Origin of the sequence: Bradyrhizobium nivariense (assembly GCF_029846695.2) — a bacterium.
Classification (GTDB): Bacteria; Pseudomonadota; Alphaproteobacteria; order Rhizobiales; family Xanthobacteraceae; genus Bradyrhizobium.
This window is the reverse complement of sequence record NZ_JARWCR020000047.1, coordinates 53,600-68,003: the sequence shown is the minus strand read 5'-3', so window position 1 is coordinate 68,003 and position 14,404 is coordinate 53,600. Positions and strand designations below refer to the sequence as shown.

16 protein-coding genes are annotated in these 14,404 nt (G+C 64.9%); 6 read left to right on the top strand and 10 right to left on the bottom strand.

Annotated elements, in window-relative coordinates:
• Nucleotides 1-208: 208 nt before the first annotated feature.
• From QCM77_RS30410 to QCM77_RS30375, 8 genes are all read right to left on the bottom strand, one after another.
• Nucleotides 209-721, bottom strand: a complete 513-nt coding sequence (locus QCM77_RS30410) for a hypothetical protein (protein WP_279686060.1) — start codon at nucleotides 719-721, stop codon at nucleotides 209-211.
• Nucleotides 718-1,344, bottom strand: coding sequence for a hypothetical protein (locus tag QCM77_RS30405; protein ID WP_279686059.1), 627 nt, complete (start codon nucleotides 1,342-1,344; stop codon nucleotides 718-720). Before QCM77_RS30405 ends, QCM77_RS30410 begins: the two co-directional genes overlap by 4 nt.
• Before the next feature lie 56 nt (nucleotides 1,345-1,400).
• Nucleotides 1,401-2,240: a shikimate dehydrogenase gene (locus QCM77_RS30400; protein ID WP_279686058.1), complete on the bottom strand. Its 840-nt coding sequence runs from the start codon at nucleotides 2,238-2,240 to the stop codon at nucleotides 1,401-1,403.
• A gap of 87 nt (nucleotides 2,241-2,327) precedes the next feature.
• Nucleotides 2,328-4,082 (bottom strand): SulP family inorganic anion transporter, encoded by a 1,755-nt coding sequence (locus QCM77_RS30395; protein ID WP_279661401.1) that lies wholly within the window; start codon nucleotides 4,080-4,082, stop codon nucleotides 2,328-2,330.
• A 92-nt stretch (nucleotides 4,083-4,174) separates the two neighbouring features.
• Nucleotides 4,175-4,447: a helix-turn-helix domain-containing protein gene (locus tag QCM77_RS30390; RefSeq protein WP_279661402.1), complete on the bottom strand. Its 273-nt coding sequence runs from the start codon at nucleotides 4,445-4,447 to the stop codon at nucleotides 4,175-4,177.
• Between the two features lie 293 nt (nucleotides 4,448-4,740).
• On the bottom strand, nucleotides 4,741-6,789 hold the full coding sequence (locus QCM77_RS30385) for an elongation factor G (RefSeq protein ID WP_279686057.1): 2,049 nt from the start codon (nucleotides 6,787-6,789) through the stop codon (nucleotides 4,741-4,743).
• Between the two features lie 137 nt (nucleotides 6,790-6,926).
• Nucleotides 6,927-7,406 carry a DUF992 domain-containing protein gene (locus tag QCM77_RS30380; protein ID WP_279661404.1) on the bottom strand — a complete coding sequence of 160 codons (480 nt, stop codon included), beginning with the start codon at nucleotides 7,404-7,406 and terminating at the stop codon, nucleotides 6,927-6,929.
• A 159-nt stretch (nucleotides 7,407-7,565) separates the two neighbouring features.
• Nucleotides 7,566-8,768 (bottom strand): pyridoxal phosphate-dependent aminotransferase, encoded by a 1,203-nt coding sequence (locus QCM77_RS30375; RefSeq protein ID WP_279686056.1) that lies wholly within the window; start codon nucleotides 8,766-8,768, stop codon nucleotides 7,566-7,568.
• A gap of 636 nt (nucleotides 8,769-9,404) precedes the next feature.
• Here QCM77_RS30375 and QCM77_RS30370 point away from each other — a divergent pair.
• The 6 genes from QCM77_RS30370 to QCM77_RS30345 all read left to right on the top strand — a co-directional run bounded on the left by QCM77_RS30370 (nucleotide 9,405) and on the right by QCM77_RS30345 (nucleotide 13,310).
• On the top strand, nucleotides 9,405-10,055 hold the full coding sequence (locus QCM77_RS30370; protein ID WP_279686055.1) for a glutathione S-transferase family protein: 651 nt from the start codon (nucleotides 9,405-9,407) through the stop codon (nucleotides 10,053-10,055).
• A gap of 156 nt (nucleotides 10,056-10,211) precedes the next feature.
• Complete coding sequence (locus tag QCM77_RS30365) at nucleotides 10,212-10,388, top strand: hypothetical protein (RefSeq protein WP_279661407.1); 177 nt, start codon at nucleotides 10,212-10,214, stop codon at nucleotides 10,386-10,388.
• 37 nt (nucleotides 10,389-10,425) lie between these two features.
• On the top strand, nucleotides 10,426-10,620 hold the full coding sequence (locus QCM77_RS30360) for a hypothetical protein (RefSeq protein ID WP_279686063.1): 195 nt from the start codon (nucleotides 10,426-10,428) through the stop codon (nucleotides 10,618-10,620).
• A gap of 129 nt (nucleotides 10,621-10,749) precedes the next feature.
• A complete protein-coding gene (locus QCM77_RS30355; RefSeq protein WP_279661409.1) occupies nucleotides 10,750-11,562 on the top strand; it encodes a PAS-domain containing protein in 813 nt (270 codons plus the stop codon).
• Nucleotides 11,563-11,649: 87 nt separating this feature from the next.
• Complete coding sequence (locus QCM77_RS30350; RefSeq protein WP_279686054.1) at nucleotides 11,650-12,105, top strand: GNAT family N-acetyltransferase; 456 nt, start codon at nucleotides 11,650-11,652, stop codon at nucleotides 12,103-12,105.
• A 263-nt stretch (nucleotides 12,106-12,368) separates the two neighbouring features.
• Nucleotides 12,369-13,310 (top strand): aldo/keto reductase, encoded by a 942-nt coding sequence (locus tag QCM77_RS30345; protein ID WP_279686053.1) that lies wholly within the window; start codon nucleotides 12,369-12,371, stop codon nucleotides 13,308-13,310.
• An 18-nt stretch (nucleotides 13,311-13,328) separates the two neighbouring features.
• Here the strand turns inward: QCM77_RS30345 and hmuQ are convergent, their stop codons facing one another.
• Both hmuQ and QCM77_RS30335 read right to left on the bottom strand, forming a co-directional pair.
• The gene (gene hmuQ, locus QCM77_RS30340; RefSeq protein ID WP_279661412.1) at nucleotides 13,329-13,652 is read right to left on the bottom strand and encodes a heme-degrading protein HmuQ; all 324 of its coding nucleotides are present in this window, start codon (nucleotides 13,650-13,652) and stop codon (nucleotides 13,329-13,331) included.
• A gap of 329 nt (nucleotides 13,653-13,981) precedes the next feature.
• The gene (locus QCM77_RS30335) at nucleotides 13,982-14,353 is read right to left on the bottom strand and encodes an endonuclease domain-containing protein (protein ID WP_279686052.1); all 372 of its coding nucleotides are present in this window, start codon (nucleotides 14,351-14,353) and stop codon (nucleotides 13,982-13,984) included.
• Nucleotides 14,354-14,404 lie beyond the last annotated feature (51 nt).

Below are 14,404 nucleotides of genomic sequence, written 5' to 3'. Positions count from 1 at the left end.
CCACCCCGCGCCGGGGTAACCCGGCGCCAAGCCGAACACGACATCCAACCTCCAGCGCTCCGCCCCGACAGCGACCGAACAAAGACAAGAAAACTCTCGACTTCATAGTTTTTCAGCAGACTGTTAGAGCCGAACTCGTGGAGGGAGCCCCTCACCCCACCCTCTCCCCGTAAGAACGGGGCGAGGGAGCGAGAAAGCGATGCGCCCCTCACATCGGCGGCGTCACGCCGTCCCTGCCGACATTCACCCGGTTGGCTTCCAGCCAACCATCGTCCTTCTTCACTGCGCCGAAAATGATCAGCTTGGCACCCGGCTTGATCTCGGATTTGTCGCTGGCAATGAAGGTGACGATCGGCGTGTCCGGGGGCACCACGACTTTCTTCTCGCCGTCCTTGTACTTGACCGTGATGTTCTGGCCGTCGGTGCCCTTCACCGTCTGTGAGACCGTGGCGTTGGTCATGGTCGAATTGGCGCGCGCGTCCCAGGGACGAAAACCTTCGGCCGCGCCGCGCTGGTTCTCGGGGAAGATGTGCACGGCGATCGCCTTCTGGGTGCCGTCGGGCTCGGGCAGGCCGGTGACGCCGATATAGGAGCCGTCCTTGATCTCCGACAACGACGTCTTCACCACCGCGAAGACGGCGACGTTGTCGGTCATGCGCACCTTCACGTCGCTGCCTTCGCGGGACTTGATGCCGAGCGTGTTGCCGTCGTCCTCTATCACATCGGAGGCGTCAGGCCGTCGCGGCCGACGCTGATACGGTTGGCTTCGAGCGATCCGTCCGCCAGCGGCTTGACGAAGGCGATGATCTTGGCGCCGGCCTCGAGGTCGGATTTGTCGCCGGGCACGTAGGTGACGACCGGCGTATCCGCGGAGACGAACACCTTCTTCTCGCCGTCCTTGTATTTGATGAGCAGGGTGTGCCCGTCATTGCCGACCACGCTTTCGGCGACGGTCGCATTGGTCATGCTGGAATTCGGCTTGAGGTCGTAGGGCCGCGAGCCCTCGCCGGTGCCGCGCATGCTCTCCGGAAACACATGCACCTCGACCGCGTTCGCGCCGCCGTCCGGTCCCGGCACGGTGGTCGCGCCGATGAACGAACCGGTCTTGATGTCGGCGAGCGAAATCCTGGTAATCCCGGAGACGCGCAGATCCGAAGCGATATGCAGCGTGACCTCCTCGCCGCCGCGCGACTTGACCTGCATCGTGTCGCCATTGACGCTTTCGATCGTGCCGCGCACGCGCGTCGGTACCGGCGCCTTCTGCGCGACGGCACAGATGGTCGAGACGGCCACCATCGCGACGGCGATGAGCGGACGTGTGAAAGTTGCACGTTGAACAGACATGATGGTCTCCGATTGTCCCTACGGACATAGAACTCCGGAGATTACGCGCTATTCTCTCAAGTCTTTGTGAGGTCGGCCTCGACCAGCGCGCGCAGCTCGGCCGTGACTTCGGGCCTTTGGCCAAACCACAGCTCGAAGCCGCGCACGGCCTGATGCAGCAGCATGCCGAGCCCGTCGGCGGTCTTCAGCCCGCGCGCCTTGGCGGCGGCAAGCAGCGGCGTCACCAGGGGGACATAGACGAGATCGGCGACCACGCAAGCTTGCGGCAGGCGCGCCACGTCGACATCGAGTGAAGCCTGGCCGTGCATCCCGAGCGACGTCGTGTTCACGAAAAGTTTTGCACGCGGCAGCACGTCATTGATCCCGTCCCACGCGACGGGCTGCACGTTCTCCCCGAACTGGGTCACCAGCGTCTCGGCCCGCGCGACGGTGCGGTTGGCGAGATGGATGCGCTTGATGCCGCGTTCGAGCAGGCCGAACACGATGGCGCGCGAGGAGCCGCCGGCGCCCAGCACCAGCGCCTCTTCGGCGCCGTCCCAGCCGGGCGCGCTGGCATCGAGATTGTTGATGAAGCCCTCGACGTCGGTGTTGGTCGAGCGCAGCTCGCCGTCCGCAAACCACAGCGTGTTGGCCGCGCCCACGGCACTCGCGCGGGCATCGGGCGTCGATAGCGCCAGCACGCCTTCCTTGTGCGGAATGGTGACGTTGGCGCCGACGAAGCCGCGCAGCGACAGCCGCAGCACGAAGTCGCGCAAATTATCGGGCGGAACCGCCTCGATGACATAGCCGCCCTCGATCCCGAGCGTGCGCAGCCAGTAATGATGGATCAGCGGCGAGCGCGAATGCGCGGCCGGCCATCCGATCAGACAGGCGGCGGGAGCCTTGGTCACGGTCATCCTTCCCTTAGGGAGCGTTGGAGGCGATCCATTTCGCGTCCCGCAGGCTCTGTCAAGCGCACAGGCCGCCTCGGGAAGGCCGCGGCGCTAGGTCGTGCCCGCCTCATCGGCCGCGGGCTGCGCCGCGCGACCCTTGATGTCGGCGACGGCGCGCGCGATGGTCTCGCGATAACGCGCCCGCGGCGGCGTGACGCCATGGGTGAGCAGCGCGCGGCGAACTGCGGGCGATGCCCCCGTGATGAACAGCCGGATACCCTGGCGGTGGGCTTTTGCGGCGACACGTCCCAGCACGTTGGCCGCGGTCGAATCCAGGAACGGCACCGCGGCGAAATCGACCACGAAACCCTTGCGCTTGTCGGCGATGCCGTCGAGCACGCCGCCGATCGCCGAGGCTGCGCCGAAGAAGAACGCGCCGGTGATGCGGTAGACCAGCACGTCGCGATCGACCGCAAGCGCGGGATCGTAAGGCACGCGCTCGCCGTTGCCGTCGTCGGGACGATCGGCGGCCACCAGCGGCGACCGCTCCTCGATGCCTGTCATCTCCGCCATGCGATGGATGAACAGCACCGCGCCGAGCGCGAAGCCGACCAAAATGCCTTCGGTCAGATCCCGGAAGATGGTGAGCAGGAAGGTTGCGAGCAGCACGACGGCATCGCCCCATGACGAGCGCAGCAGCGTCGCGAATTCGTGCTTCTCCGCCATGGTCCAGGCGACCACCACCAGCACGGCGGCGAGCGCGGCCAGCGGAATGTAGCTTGCGAGCGGCGCCGCGATCAGCATGAACAGCAGCAGGAAGACCGAATGCAGCATGCCCGCGAGCGGCCCGCGCGCGCCGGCGCGGATGTTGGTCGCGGTGCGCGCGATCAGGCCGGTGACGCAGATGCCGCCGAACAGCGCCGAGCCGATATTGGCGACGCCTTGCGCCACCAGCTCGCAATTGGAGCGGTGACGGCGTCCGGTCATGCCATCGGCCACCACCGCCGACAGCAGCGATTCGATGGCGGCCAGCAGCGCAAACGCAATCGCATCCGGCAGCACGGCCGTCGCCTTCGCAAGCGAGAACGCAGGCAAGGCCGGCGAGGGCAGTTCGCGCGGAATGCCGCCGAAGCGCGATCCGATGGTCTCAACCGGCAGCGACAGCACGGCACTCGCGACCGCAGCAAGCACGACCGCAATCAGGATACCGGGCCAGGACGGCCGCCAGCGCCGCAAGCCCGCAATGACGGCAATGCTGACGATTGCGACGGCGACGGCGGACGGATTGATGCTGTGCAGGCCTCCGGCGAGCGCGACGAGCTTTGCAACGAATTCGCTCGGCTCTTTCGCGACCAGCATGATCCCGCCGAGATCGCGGAGCTGGCTGGCGAAGATGATGACCGCGATGCCGGCCGTGAAGCCGACCGTCACCGGATATGGAATGAACTTGATATAGGTGCCGATCCGCAGGAAGCCCGCGGCGACCAGGAGCACGCCCGCCATCATGGTCGCGAGGATGACGCCATCGGCGCCGTGCCGTTCCGCGGTCAGCGCGACCAATACGATGAAGGCGCCGGCTGGCCCGCCGATCTGGAACCTACTGCCGCCGAGCAGCGAAACGATGAAGCCGCCGACCACGGCAGTGTAGAGCCCGCGATCCGGCGTCACGCCAGATGCGATCGCGATCGCCATAGACAGCGGCAGCGCGACGATCGCAACCGTGAGACCCGCGAACACGTCGGCGCGGAAATCAGCAAGCCCATAGCCCTCGCGCCATACGGTGACGAGCTTTGGCAGATAGAGTTCGGTAAAGGTCGGCCGACGAAGCTGGTGCAGCTTGCCTGCGTGTTCGCGCGTGATGCTCATGCCCACAATGCTCCGAAGCATCGTGCGTCCCGCTTTGCGCGTGCGCGACGATGCGCTAGCCCATCCTGATCCCCGGCACGATCAACACCCGATCATGCTCCCACGCGGCGCGGTGGCCCCGGCTCCTTCAAGCGAACGCCACGCCCGCCACCGTCGCTGCGCGCCTGCTCGCCGATCAGCTCGACGCCGGCCCGCTCGAACGCCTCGACCACTTTCATCAAGGTTTCGACCACGCCACGCACATTGCCGGTGCTGGCCTCCATCCGCTGGACGGTCGGCAGCGAAACGCCGGCAAGCTCGGCCAAGGTTTTCTGGTCAATGCCGAGCAGCGCACGGGCTGCCCGCATCTGGAACGACGTGATCACCGCGGCCTCACGTATCAGAGGTTATAATTGATGTTTTGTACGTATACAATGATGTAAAATACGTCATTCACAGCCAAACGCAAGCGGCAGGATGTCGGCGCCTGCGAGGCGCACTTAACCCCTCCCCGAGTGGTCTGATTGCGTCTGACGGGCAAGGCGCTCTGTTGCCAAGACCGAATGTCCATCCCGCTCGCAAGACAATTCAGAGCGAATTCGTGGAGACAGCCCCTCGCCCCGCCCTCTCCCCGCAAGAACGGGAAGAGGGAGTGAGAAGCTGCTAGGTCCCTGACAGATCACGCCGCGTGTTGATGCGCTGCGATGATCTGGTCGGCGGCGCGCCCCGTCACTTCGGCCATGTGGTCGAACTGGCGGGTGAAGCTGCCGGCGCCCGCGGTGGCCGAGCGCAACTCGACGATCAACTCGCCGATCTCGGCTTCCGGCATCATGGCGCGGACGCAGTCCCATCCGCTCCAGCCGTCACGGGTGTCGAAGCCGAGGATCTGGCCGCGCCGCGCCGACAGGATCGCGTTGATCTTGGCGGTGGCGTCGGTCGGGCAGACGATCTCGACCACGTGGATCGGCTCGAGCAGCACCGACTGGCATTGCGGCAGGCCTTCGTTCAGTCCGACCCGCGCCGCCGTGCGGAAGGCGAGGTCGGAGGAATCGACGCTGTGATAGGAGCCGTCGGTCAGCGTCACCTGCAAATCGGTGACGGGGAAACCGAGCGGGCCGCGCGTGAGCCCGTCGACGACGCCCTCCTCCACCGCGCCGATGTAGTTGCGCGGTACCGCGCCGCCAACCACCTTCTCGGTGAACTTGAAGCCATCGCCGCGCGGCAGCGGCCTGATGTCGAGCACGACATCGCCGAACTGGCCGTGGCCGCCCGACTGCTTCTTGTGGCGGCCGCGCTGGACGATCGGCTTGCGGATGGTCTCCTGATAGCCGATCGCGGGTGGATGCGAGGTGACCTTGACGCCGAAGCGGTCGTGCAGCCGCTCGCTCGCGACGCGCAAGTGCATCTCTCCCTGCCCCCACAGCACGGTGTCGTGGGTCTGGGCGTTCATCACGAAGACGAGCGAGGGATCCTCCTCATGCAGCCGCGTCAGCGCCTGGCCGAGCTTGACGTCGTCCTTGCGGTCGGTGGCCGCAACCGAGATCGCGAGCACCGGCGGAGTGGGTTCTACGGCGGTGAGCGCTGCCGGCGGGGTCTTGCCGTTCGAGACCGTGTCGCCGGTCTTGATCGGGTCGAGCTTGGCGAGCGCCACGGTGTCGCCGGCTTCCGCCGCGGTACGCTTGGTGTCGTAGGCGCCGGTGACGGCGAGGATGCCGGAGATGCGGCTGGCCCCGCCGGAGGAGGATTGCAGCGTGGCACCGTCATCGAGATGGCCGGCGAGCATCCGCGTCAGCGACAGCTTGCCGCCGTGCTGCGAATGCAGCGTCTTGAAGACGAAGCCGAGGGCGTCCCTGGTCTCCGGCACGCCGAGACGTTTTGCGGTCTCCGCGACACCGGGCGCCTCGTGGCGCAGCGCTTTCATCAGGCGCAGCACGCCGTTTTCGCGTGCGGCGGCGCCCAGCAGCACGGGGCAGATCACCCCTTCGCGCAATTCGCGGGCGAGATCGTCGAACACGGCATCGCGCGGCGGCTGGATGTCCTCGAGCAGCTGCTCCATCAGCGCATCGTCGTGATCGGCAAGCTTCTCCAGCATCGAGAACCGGGCTTCCTTCTCGCGATCGAGATCGCCGCCTTCGAGCGCGACCACTTCGGAGGCCTTGTGCTCGCGGTAGATGAACGCGCGCTCCAGCGCGAGATCGACGAAGCCCTCAATCAGCTCGTCCTTCCAGATCGGAATCTGGCGCAGCACCAGCGGCACGCGCGAGGCGGGCTGGAGCATCTCGAGCGTCTCGCGGATGCGCATGTTGGCGCGGTCGATCTTGTTGAGGAACAGGAAACGCGGGATCTTCAGCTCCTCCAGCTCACGCAGGATGATCTGAAGCTGCGGCAGCTTCTTCTCGTCGGCTTCGCAGACCACGATTGCGGCATCGACCGCAGGCAGCGCGGCGCGCATGTCGTGGGCAAACTCGACGGAACCGGGACAATCGAGGAAGGTGTAGCTGTCGCCCATGAAACTCGTGGTGGCGGCAGTCAGCCCGACGGTCATCTTGTGATGACGGGCCTCTGGCGAGGCGTCGCCGACGGAGGTTCCGGCGTCAACGCTGCCGGCGCGGGGGATTGCGCCCGTTCGCGCCAGTATCGCTTCGAGAAGTGTGGTTTTACCGCTTTGGAAAGGGCCCACCAGCGCGATGCACCGTGGACCTCGGGGACTTCTGACGTCTTGTCCCATTCGCCGCCTCCTTGGTGTGGAGCTCGGCCCATGATTGGGTCGGCAAACGCGGATGCTCTGCCCGTCCCCGAGATTTGGCAAGCATCAAACGTCGCTGCGGTGCGTCGTCAGTGAGATCAGGTCTTAACGACCCGCTCTTAACGACCGGGCCGAAGTTCCAGGCTCTCGAGGCCGGCAGCGACGCTGAGGCCGACCTGGCCCTGCACGCTGAGCGGCTGGAGCGCGATCGAATTGTTGGAGCCGCCGACCAGCACGTTGCCGCCGAGGCCGACGCCGACGGACGCGCTGCCCTGCGCACCGGCGTAGTTGCCGGCGAGGTCGCCCGGTCCGAGCCGGTTCACCGGCGCGAACACACCCCAGGCGAGTGCCGTTTCCTGGGTGATGCCGAGGTCGAGGCCCACCTTGCGGATCGTCGCGACGTAACGGTCGTCCGGCAAACCATCGACTCGCAGCACGCAGCCGAGATTGGTCACTGAGCCAACGATGAAGCCGACGCTGGCGCCGCCGCGGCATTCGAGCACGCCCACCTGCACCATCCGCGACTGCGCGCTGGCGCCCGCAACGGAGGCAACGAGGCTCACAACGGTGAGCCCGGCGAGGAGGAGTGAACGGCGCATGAATATCTCCGGCGATGAATGTGATGCGAGCATGGAGGCGCGGCGCACGCCGCGCAACGTTCTATGGCACAACAGTTCCGGTGGCGCCAGATCGCGCAGACCTGAAAGAAAAAGGGCCCGCATTGCGCGGGCCCTTCATGTCACATCATTTCTGCGAGCTCAGCGCAGATTGCCGCAGAAGCGCTGGATGCGCTTGCAGGCATCTTCGAGGTCCGAGGTCTTGGTCGCGTAGGAGATGCGGAACGCAGGTCCAAGGCCGAAGGCCGACCCCTGCACGACGGCAACGCCTTCGGTCTCGAGCAGCTCGGTCACGAACGTCTCGTCATTGTCGATCACCTTGCCCGACGGCGCGGTCTTGCCGATCGTGCCGGCGCAGGACGGATAGACGTAGAAGGCGCCCTCGGGGCGCGGGCACTCGATGCCCTTGGCCTGGTTGAGCATGGAGACGACGAGGTCGCGGCGCTCCTTGAACACCTTGTTGTTGGCGGGGATGAAGTCCTGCGGACCGTTCAGCGCCTCAACCGCGGCCCATTGCGCAATCGACGACGGGTTCGAGGTCGACTGCGACTGGATCGTCGACATCGCCTTGATGAGCTGGGGCGGGCCACCGGCATAGCCGATGCGCCAGCCGGTCATGCAATAGGCCTTCGACACGCCGTTCACGGTGAGCGTGCGGTCGTAGAGTTTCGGCTCGACCTGCGCGACCGTGGTAAACTGGAAGTCGTCATAGACGAGATGCTCGTACATGTCGTCGGTCATGACCCAGACATGCGGATGCTTCACCAGCACGTCGGTGAGCGCCTTCAGCTCGGTCCTGGTGTAGGCGGCTCCCGTCGGGTTCGACGGCGAGCACAGGATCACCCATTTGGTCTTCGGCGTGATCGCGCGCTCGAGCGCTTCGGCCTGGAGCTTGAAGCCGGCCGCGGCGGTGCAGACCACCGGCACCGGCTCGCCGCCGGCGAGCGCCACCATCTCGGGATAGCTGACCCAGTAGGGCGCGGGGATGATCACCTCGTCGCCCGGATTGATGGTTGCCATCAGCGCGTTGTAGAGCACCTGCTTGCCGCCGGTGCCGACGATGATCTGGTTCGCCTTGTAGACGACGCCGTTCTCGCGCTGAAACTTGCCGATGATGGCTTCCTTCAACTCGGGAATGCCGTCGACCGCGGTGTACTTGGTCTTGCCGGCTTCGATGGCGTGGATCGCCGCCAGCTTGATGTTGGCGGGCGTGTCGAAGTCGGGCTCGCCGGCGCCGAGGCCGATGACGTTGCGGCCCGCCGCTTTCAGCGCACGTGCTTTATCCGTGACCGCGATGGTGGCGGACGGCTTCACACGGTCGAGCGCAGCGGCAAGGAAGGACATCGTCATCTCCTGACAAGCGTCGTGAACCCTTTGGCCTCACGACTCCGATTGTGGGAATAAGTCACCCTAAAACGAGTGCCGTTGCACCGCAAGAAGCTTCGGTCCGATCTCGCAAAAGTTTACGGGTCTGGAGCGCATCGAGGTGTGATTCCCAGCAATTTTCCGCAACTTTGCCGGTTAAATCCCACATATCCGACAAGGCTTGTCCGACAAGACTTGTCCTCGGAGCAATTTTGCTTGTCGGCGACAGGAAGCCAGAACGCCGTCATGCCCGGGCTTCCACGTTCTTTGTATGGCGTGACAAGACGTGGATGGGCCGGGACATAGGCGAGCGAAAGCAACGCCGTCCTTCGGACGGCTATGCCCGGCCAGGACGATGCGGAAGCTTGGCGTCCTGACCCTGATTGCTCTGCTCGCCCACGATCACGCGCAGCGATGCGCAAGCGGCGTTGACGCAAGCGTGAACTGAGTTGCCTGGTCGCACGGAAATGATCTTCCGCCGCGTTGCAATGCGGTAGGGTTTTCGAGTTTTTCTAGTGGCCAGCCCTTGCAGCGGATTCGCATCGGCATCATTGTTTAGCCGCGTTGCAGGGCAACAAGCGCCGCGCCTTCCCGTCTTCCGGAATCATCCTCAGAATGTACAAGCTCTATTCGATGCAACGCTCTGGCAACAGCTACAAGGTCCGCCTTGCGTTGGCGCTGCTGAACTTGCCTTACGAAGCGGTCGAGGTGGACATTCTGCGCGGCGAGAGCCGCACCCCGGACTTCCTGGCCAAGAACCCGTCCGGTCAGGTGCCGCTGCTCGAGGTCGGCGACGATCGCTATCTCGCCGAGTCCAACGCCATCCTCTGGTACGTCGCCGTCGGCACGCCGCTCGCGCCCGAGAACCGCATCGATCGCGCCGACGCGCTGCAATGGATGTTCTTCGAGCAGCACGCGCTGGAGCCGAACATCGGCGCCGCCTATTTCTGGCTGTCGCTGGTGAGGGGCGGCCGCGACCTGCAGACCCATTCGCTGGAGGACTGGATGGAGCGCGGCTATGGCGCCCTCCAGGTGATGGAGAACCACCTCAGGGCCAACGCCTATTTCGCCGCCCGCCAGCTCACGGTCGCCGACATCGCGCTGTACGGCTACACCCACCTCGCCGACCGCTGCGACTTTGACCTCTCGACCTTCCCGGCGATTCGGGACTGGCTGAAGCGCGTGGAAGCCGCCCCCGGCTTCGTCGCAATGGACTGGCGGCCGGCCGACGTCGACGACCCCGCCAGCATCGCCGCGGGCGCCTGACGGCGCGACCGCGCTCTGGCGAATAGCGGGCACAAGGGCCGTCTTTGCCGCAATCCCGCCATTTTCGCCGCGTTAGCCGCCGCAATATTGCCGGTTGAAACAGTGAAATTGTCCGATGTCGCGGGTGATTCGCTCGCGCGTTGAAGGATTTAGACCATGATTCGGGCGTCCGGCACGGCAGGCTTTCAAGGCCAACCCGCTACCGTTTCGTCTTCCCGGCTGACCAACGCGGTCGCGGCCTCGCTCGCCGTCGCCGCGCTCTCGCTGTGCCTGATCGCCACCCTGACGGTGCTCTCGACCAAGGCGACCATGGCGATGGGCCTGCCGCTCTGATTCCCGTTTCATCCTGGACCCGCCTTCAAGGCGCCGCGTGCCCCGCGCCGACCGGCATCGCGACAGGACGTCGATGAAATCACCTGTGGTAGTCGTTGCAATCACCCTGACTGCGGCCATCCTCGTCGCGGCATCGCTGTTGATATTCGTCGGCACGCGCAAGGGCCCGGGGACGTCGACGCTGAATGCGCCCGCGCTGCAACAACGCGTCAAGCACGCGCACTTGGCCTAAAATCATCCGAAAGCTTTGCGCATGCACAAAAGCGCGCCTTAAGCACACCGCGCGAAACCGCATCGCATTGGCGCAACAATCAGCCAGTGTTGCCGACTTACCTCATTCAGGGAGAAGCGAGACAGGCCCATGCGGTTCGGATGGCGTGCGATCTCCGGTCCGGCGCTGGCGGCAGCAACTCTGCTGCTGGCGATCCTGCTCGATCTCCATGTTGCTGTCCTCTCACTGGCACCGTTGCTCGTCGGCATCGTGGCCCTTGCCGGCGCGCTCTCGGGTCTCGCCTCCGCCGTCGCCAGCGCAGCCGTCGCGGTGATCGGCGCGGCACTGCTGTTGCTCAACCACCACGGCGTTTCGTTCTATGCCGCGGCGGATCTGCTCCCACTCGGCCTCCTGGCAATCACAGCCGCGGGCACCGCAGGCATCACCGGCCTGATGCGCGAGCGGCTGCTCGGCACGTTTGCCGCCGAGCGCCAGAGCCACGCCACCGCCGCGCGGTTGTCGGCCGCGCTCGACCAGGTCGATATCGGCATCGTGCTGCTCGATGCGGAGACCCGCGCCGAATTCATCAACCGTGCGTTCCGCGATTATTTTGCGGTGCCGGACGACATCGCCGACGACAAGCCGCCTTTCATCGCGCTGATGTATCACGGCCGCGACACTGGCGCGTTCGAATTGCCCGAGGACGAGCTCGGCACCTTCATCGCGCAGCGCATGGAGATGGTGCGGATCGGCGATGCCACGCCGATCAACATCGCCTTGCGCAATGGCGAGGTGCTGCGCTTCGTCTGCGCCGCGCTGCCCGACGGCGGGCGCATGCTGAGCTACACGCCCGTGACCGACCTCGTCCGCCACACCGATGCGCCGTCCCGCGCCGACTACTACCGCTCGCTGCGCGATCCCGCGGCCCGCAAGCTGATCCGGTATCTGCGCGTCGCGGAGTGATGCGACTGAGCGATTGATCGGCAGTGCAATCATCACGTATGAAGTGACACCTCTTCGTCGTGCGCCCCGAGATCGTGGAATTCTCACATGCCCCTCACCATTCGCTCCGTCACCAAGCAGGACTACGATCAATGGCTGCCGCTGTGGGACGGCTACAACGCCTTCTACGGCCGCTCCGGCTCGACCGCGCTCTCAGGCGAGATCACGCGGATCACGTGGCAGCGCTTCTTCGATGCCTATGAGCCGGTGCACGCGCTCGTCGCCGAAAGCGACGGCCGCCTGCTCGGGCTGACGCACTATCTCTTTCATCGCAGCACCACCGCGATCGAGCCGTCCTGCTATTTGCAGGACCTGTTCACGACCGAGGCCGCACGCGGCAAGGGTGTCGGCTCGGCGCTGATCCACGGCGTCTACGAGCGCGCGCAACTCGCAGGGGCCCCGCGCGTCTACTGGCAGACGCACGAGACCAACGTCACGGCGCAGCGCCTGTACGACAAGGTCGCCGAGCGCTCCGGCTTCATCGTCTATCGCAAGATATTCTGATCCGCTGCAGCAGCCCCCCTGTGGATAACTCTGGCTGTCACCCGCGCGTAACATAGCGGGACTAGGTTGTGGCTGCGTCTGATCAGGCCCCCCGTCACCGATCAAGCGCCCCAAGCGGTCCCCGTCAGTCGCCGCGTCTGACAGGGGCCGCATTTTTTTGTCCGCAGTTCCTTGTCGGCATGGCAGCAACGCGGCGCGCGGCTTGCTGCAGCGGCGCACCGCAGTCACAATGCGCCCCTGCCCATCTCTGACAGGGATCTCCCATGGAAATTCGTAATCTCGGCGCCTCCGGCCTGCGCGTGTCTGCGGTCGGACTCGGCTGCAACAATTTCGGCCAGCGCACCGACCTGGAGACCTCGCGCAAGGTGATCCATCGGGCGCTCGATCTCGGCATCACGCTGTTCGACACCGCCGACATCTATTCGAACATGGGCGGCTCGGAAAATGTGCTCGGCGCCGTGCTGGGCGATCGCCGCAAGGACATCGTACTGGCGACGAAATACTCCAAGCCCATGGCGGAGGACGGAACCAGGCAGGGCGCCTCGCGCCGCTACATCATGGACGCCGTGGACGCGAGCCTGAAGCGGCTGAAGACCGATTACATCGATCTCTACCAGCAGCACGATTACGACCAGCTGACGCCGATCGAGGAGAGCTTGCGCGCGCTCGACGATCTCGTCCGGCAGGGTAAGGTCCGCTACATCGGCAATTCGAACTTTCCGGCCTGGCGGGTTGCCGAAGCTGAGTATGTCGCACGCGCGATGAATGTCAGCCGCTTCGTCTCCTGCCAGGACGAATATTCCCTGGTCGTGCGCGATATCGAGAAGGATCTGCTGCCGGCCGCGCAGGAATACAAGCTCGGATTACTGCCGTTCTTCCCGCTCGCAAGCGGACTTCTGACCGGCAAATACAGCAAGGGCGAGGCCGCGCCCGGCGACACCCGGTTCGGCAAGGTGCCGCGGCTGCGCGACCGCTACGTCACGCCGCGCAACGAGGACATCGTCGAGAAGCTCACGGCCTTCGCGAAGGCGCGCGGGCACAGCATGCTCGAGCTCGCCTTTTCCTGGCTCGCCGCGCGCCCGCAGGTGTCGAGCGTGATCGCCGGTGCCACCCGCGTCGAGCAGGTCGAAGAGAATGTGAAGGCGATCGCGTGGAAGCTCAGTGCGGATGATCTCGCCGAGATCGACAAGATTACGCACGACTGACACTTGAAGCGCGGCGTGCTACTTCGCGCCGCGTCCGACCGTCTGCATCACCTCAAATCCTTCGAACTGTGGATGGCCGAGATAAAGCGGCTTGTTGTCGCCAGCACGCTGATGCGCGGCACGAAAAGCCTCCGACTTGGTCCAGGCCTCGAACGCGGCGTAATTGGCCCACACCGTGTGCGAAGCGTACAGCGTGTGGTCCTCGAGCTCGGGGCCGCGCAGCAGATGAAATTCGACGAAGCCCGGCACCTTGTCGAGATGGGTATCGCGCGAAAGCCAGACCTGCTCGAAGGCGGATTCAGAGCCTTTGGTGACGCGGAAGCGGTTCATGGCAATGTACATGGGGTGTCTCCTATCAGGCGATCGTAAGGGAGGCACCGCCCTCTCACTCCCTCGCCCCGTTCTTACGGGGAGAGGGTGGGGTGAGGGGCTGCCTCCGCGAGTTCGGTCTGAATTGTAATTGAAGTCCATAATCCGCGCACCGTCATTGTGCGAGTCGGATGGACTGTCGTCTTGGAAAGCGATGTGCCTGGCCCCTCACCCGGATCGCTGCGCGATCCGACCTCTCCCCGCAGAAGGGCGGGGAGAGGTTGAGACCCGCGGCAAGCGCCGGAGCTTCGATCGCCTTTAGAGTCGGGAACGCACCGCCCTCTCACTCCCTCGCCCCGTTCTTACGGGGAGAGGGTGGGGTGAGGGGCTGCCTCCGCGAGTTCGGTCTGAATAATGGACAAAACGCCGTCGATATTTCCGAGTACGTCGTTGTTCCAGAAGCGAAGGATCTTATAGCCTCTTTCGCGCAGGCGTTCATCTCGGATCGCGTCGGCTGTCGACTCGTTGTGCTGGCCACCATCGACTTCAATGATAAACCGCTTCTCACGGCAGACGAAGTCGCAGATATAGCCGATGATCGGCTCCTGCCTGACGAACTTGTTACCGTCGACGCGACGGTTGCGGATTCGATTCCAGAGAACTGTCTTTGCATCTGTTTGATCGACGCGCAGTCGCCGTGCGCGTCGGATGGATTTCTGATCGTGGCCGCGCATTGCTTTGCCCCTCACCCGGATTGCTACGCAATCCGACCTCTCCCCACTCAA

Excerpts from the sequence above, each read along its gene's own strand:
- QCM77_RS30345 (WP_279686053.1), top strand. The coding sequence starts at position 12,369 with ATGGAAATTCGTAATCTCGGCGCCTCCGGCCTGCGCGTGTCTGCGGTC.
- QCM77_RS30400 (WP_279686058.1), bottom strand. The coding sequence starts at position 2,240 with ATGACCGTGACCAAGGCTCCCGCCGCCTGTCTGATCGGATGGCCGGCC.
- QCM77_RS30365 (WP_279661407.1), top strand. The coding sequence starts at position 10,212 with ATGATTCGGGCGTCCGGCACGGCAGGCTTTCAAGGCCAACCCGCTACC.
- QCM77_RS30405 (WP_279686059.1), bottom strand. The coding sequence starts at position 1,344 with ATGTCTGTTCAACGTGCAACTTTCACACGTCCGCTCATCGCCGTCGCG.
- QCM77_RS30380 (WP_279661404.1), bottom strand. The coding sequence starts at position 7,406 with ATGCGCCGTTCACTCCTCCTCGCCGGGCTCACCGTTGTGAGCCTCGTT.
- hmuQ (WP_279661412.1), bottom strand. The coding sequence starts at position 13,652 with ATGTACATTGCCATGAACCGCTTCCGCGTCACCAAAGGCTCTGAATCC.
- QCM77_RS30385 (WP_279686057.1), bottom strand. The coding sequence starts at position 6,789 with ATGGGACAAGACGTCAGAAGTCCCCGAGGTCCACGGTGCATCGCGCTG.
- QCM77_RS30395 (WP_279661401.1), bottom strand. The coding sequence starts at position 4,082 with ATGAGCATCACGCGCGAACACGCAGGCAAGCTGCACCAGCTTCGTCGG.
- QCM77_RS30355 (WP_279661409.1), top strand. The coding sequence starts at position 10,750 with ATGCGGTTCGGATGGCGTGCGATCTCCGGTCCGGCGCTGGCGGCAGCA.
- QCM77_RS30350 (WP_279686054.1), top strand. The coding sequence starts at position 11,650 with ATGCCCCTCACCATTCGCTCCGTCACCAAGCAGGACTACGATCAATGG.
- QCM77_RS30335 (WP_279686052.1), bottom strand. The coding sequence starts at position 14,353 with ATGCGCGGCCACGATCAGAAATCCATCCGACGCGCACGGCGACTGCGC.
- QCM77_RS30375 (WP_279686056.1), bottom strand. The coding sequence starts at position 8,768 with ATGTCCTTCCTTGCCGCTGCGCTCGACCGTGTGAAGCCGTCCGCCACC.
- QCM77_RS30370 (WP_279686055.1), top strand. The coding sequence starts at position 9,405 with ATGTACAAGCTCTATTCGATGCAACGCTCTGGCAACAGCTACAAGGTC.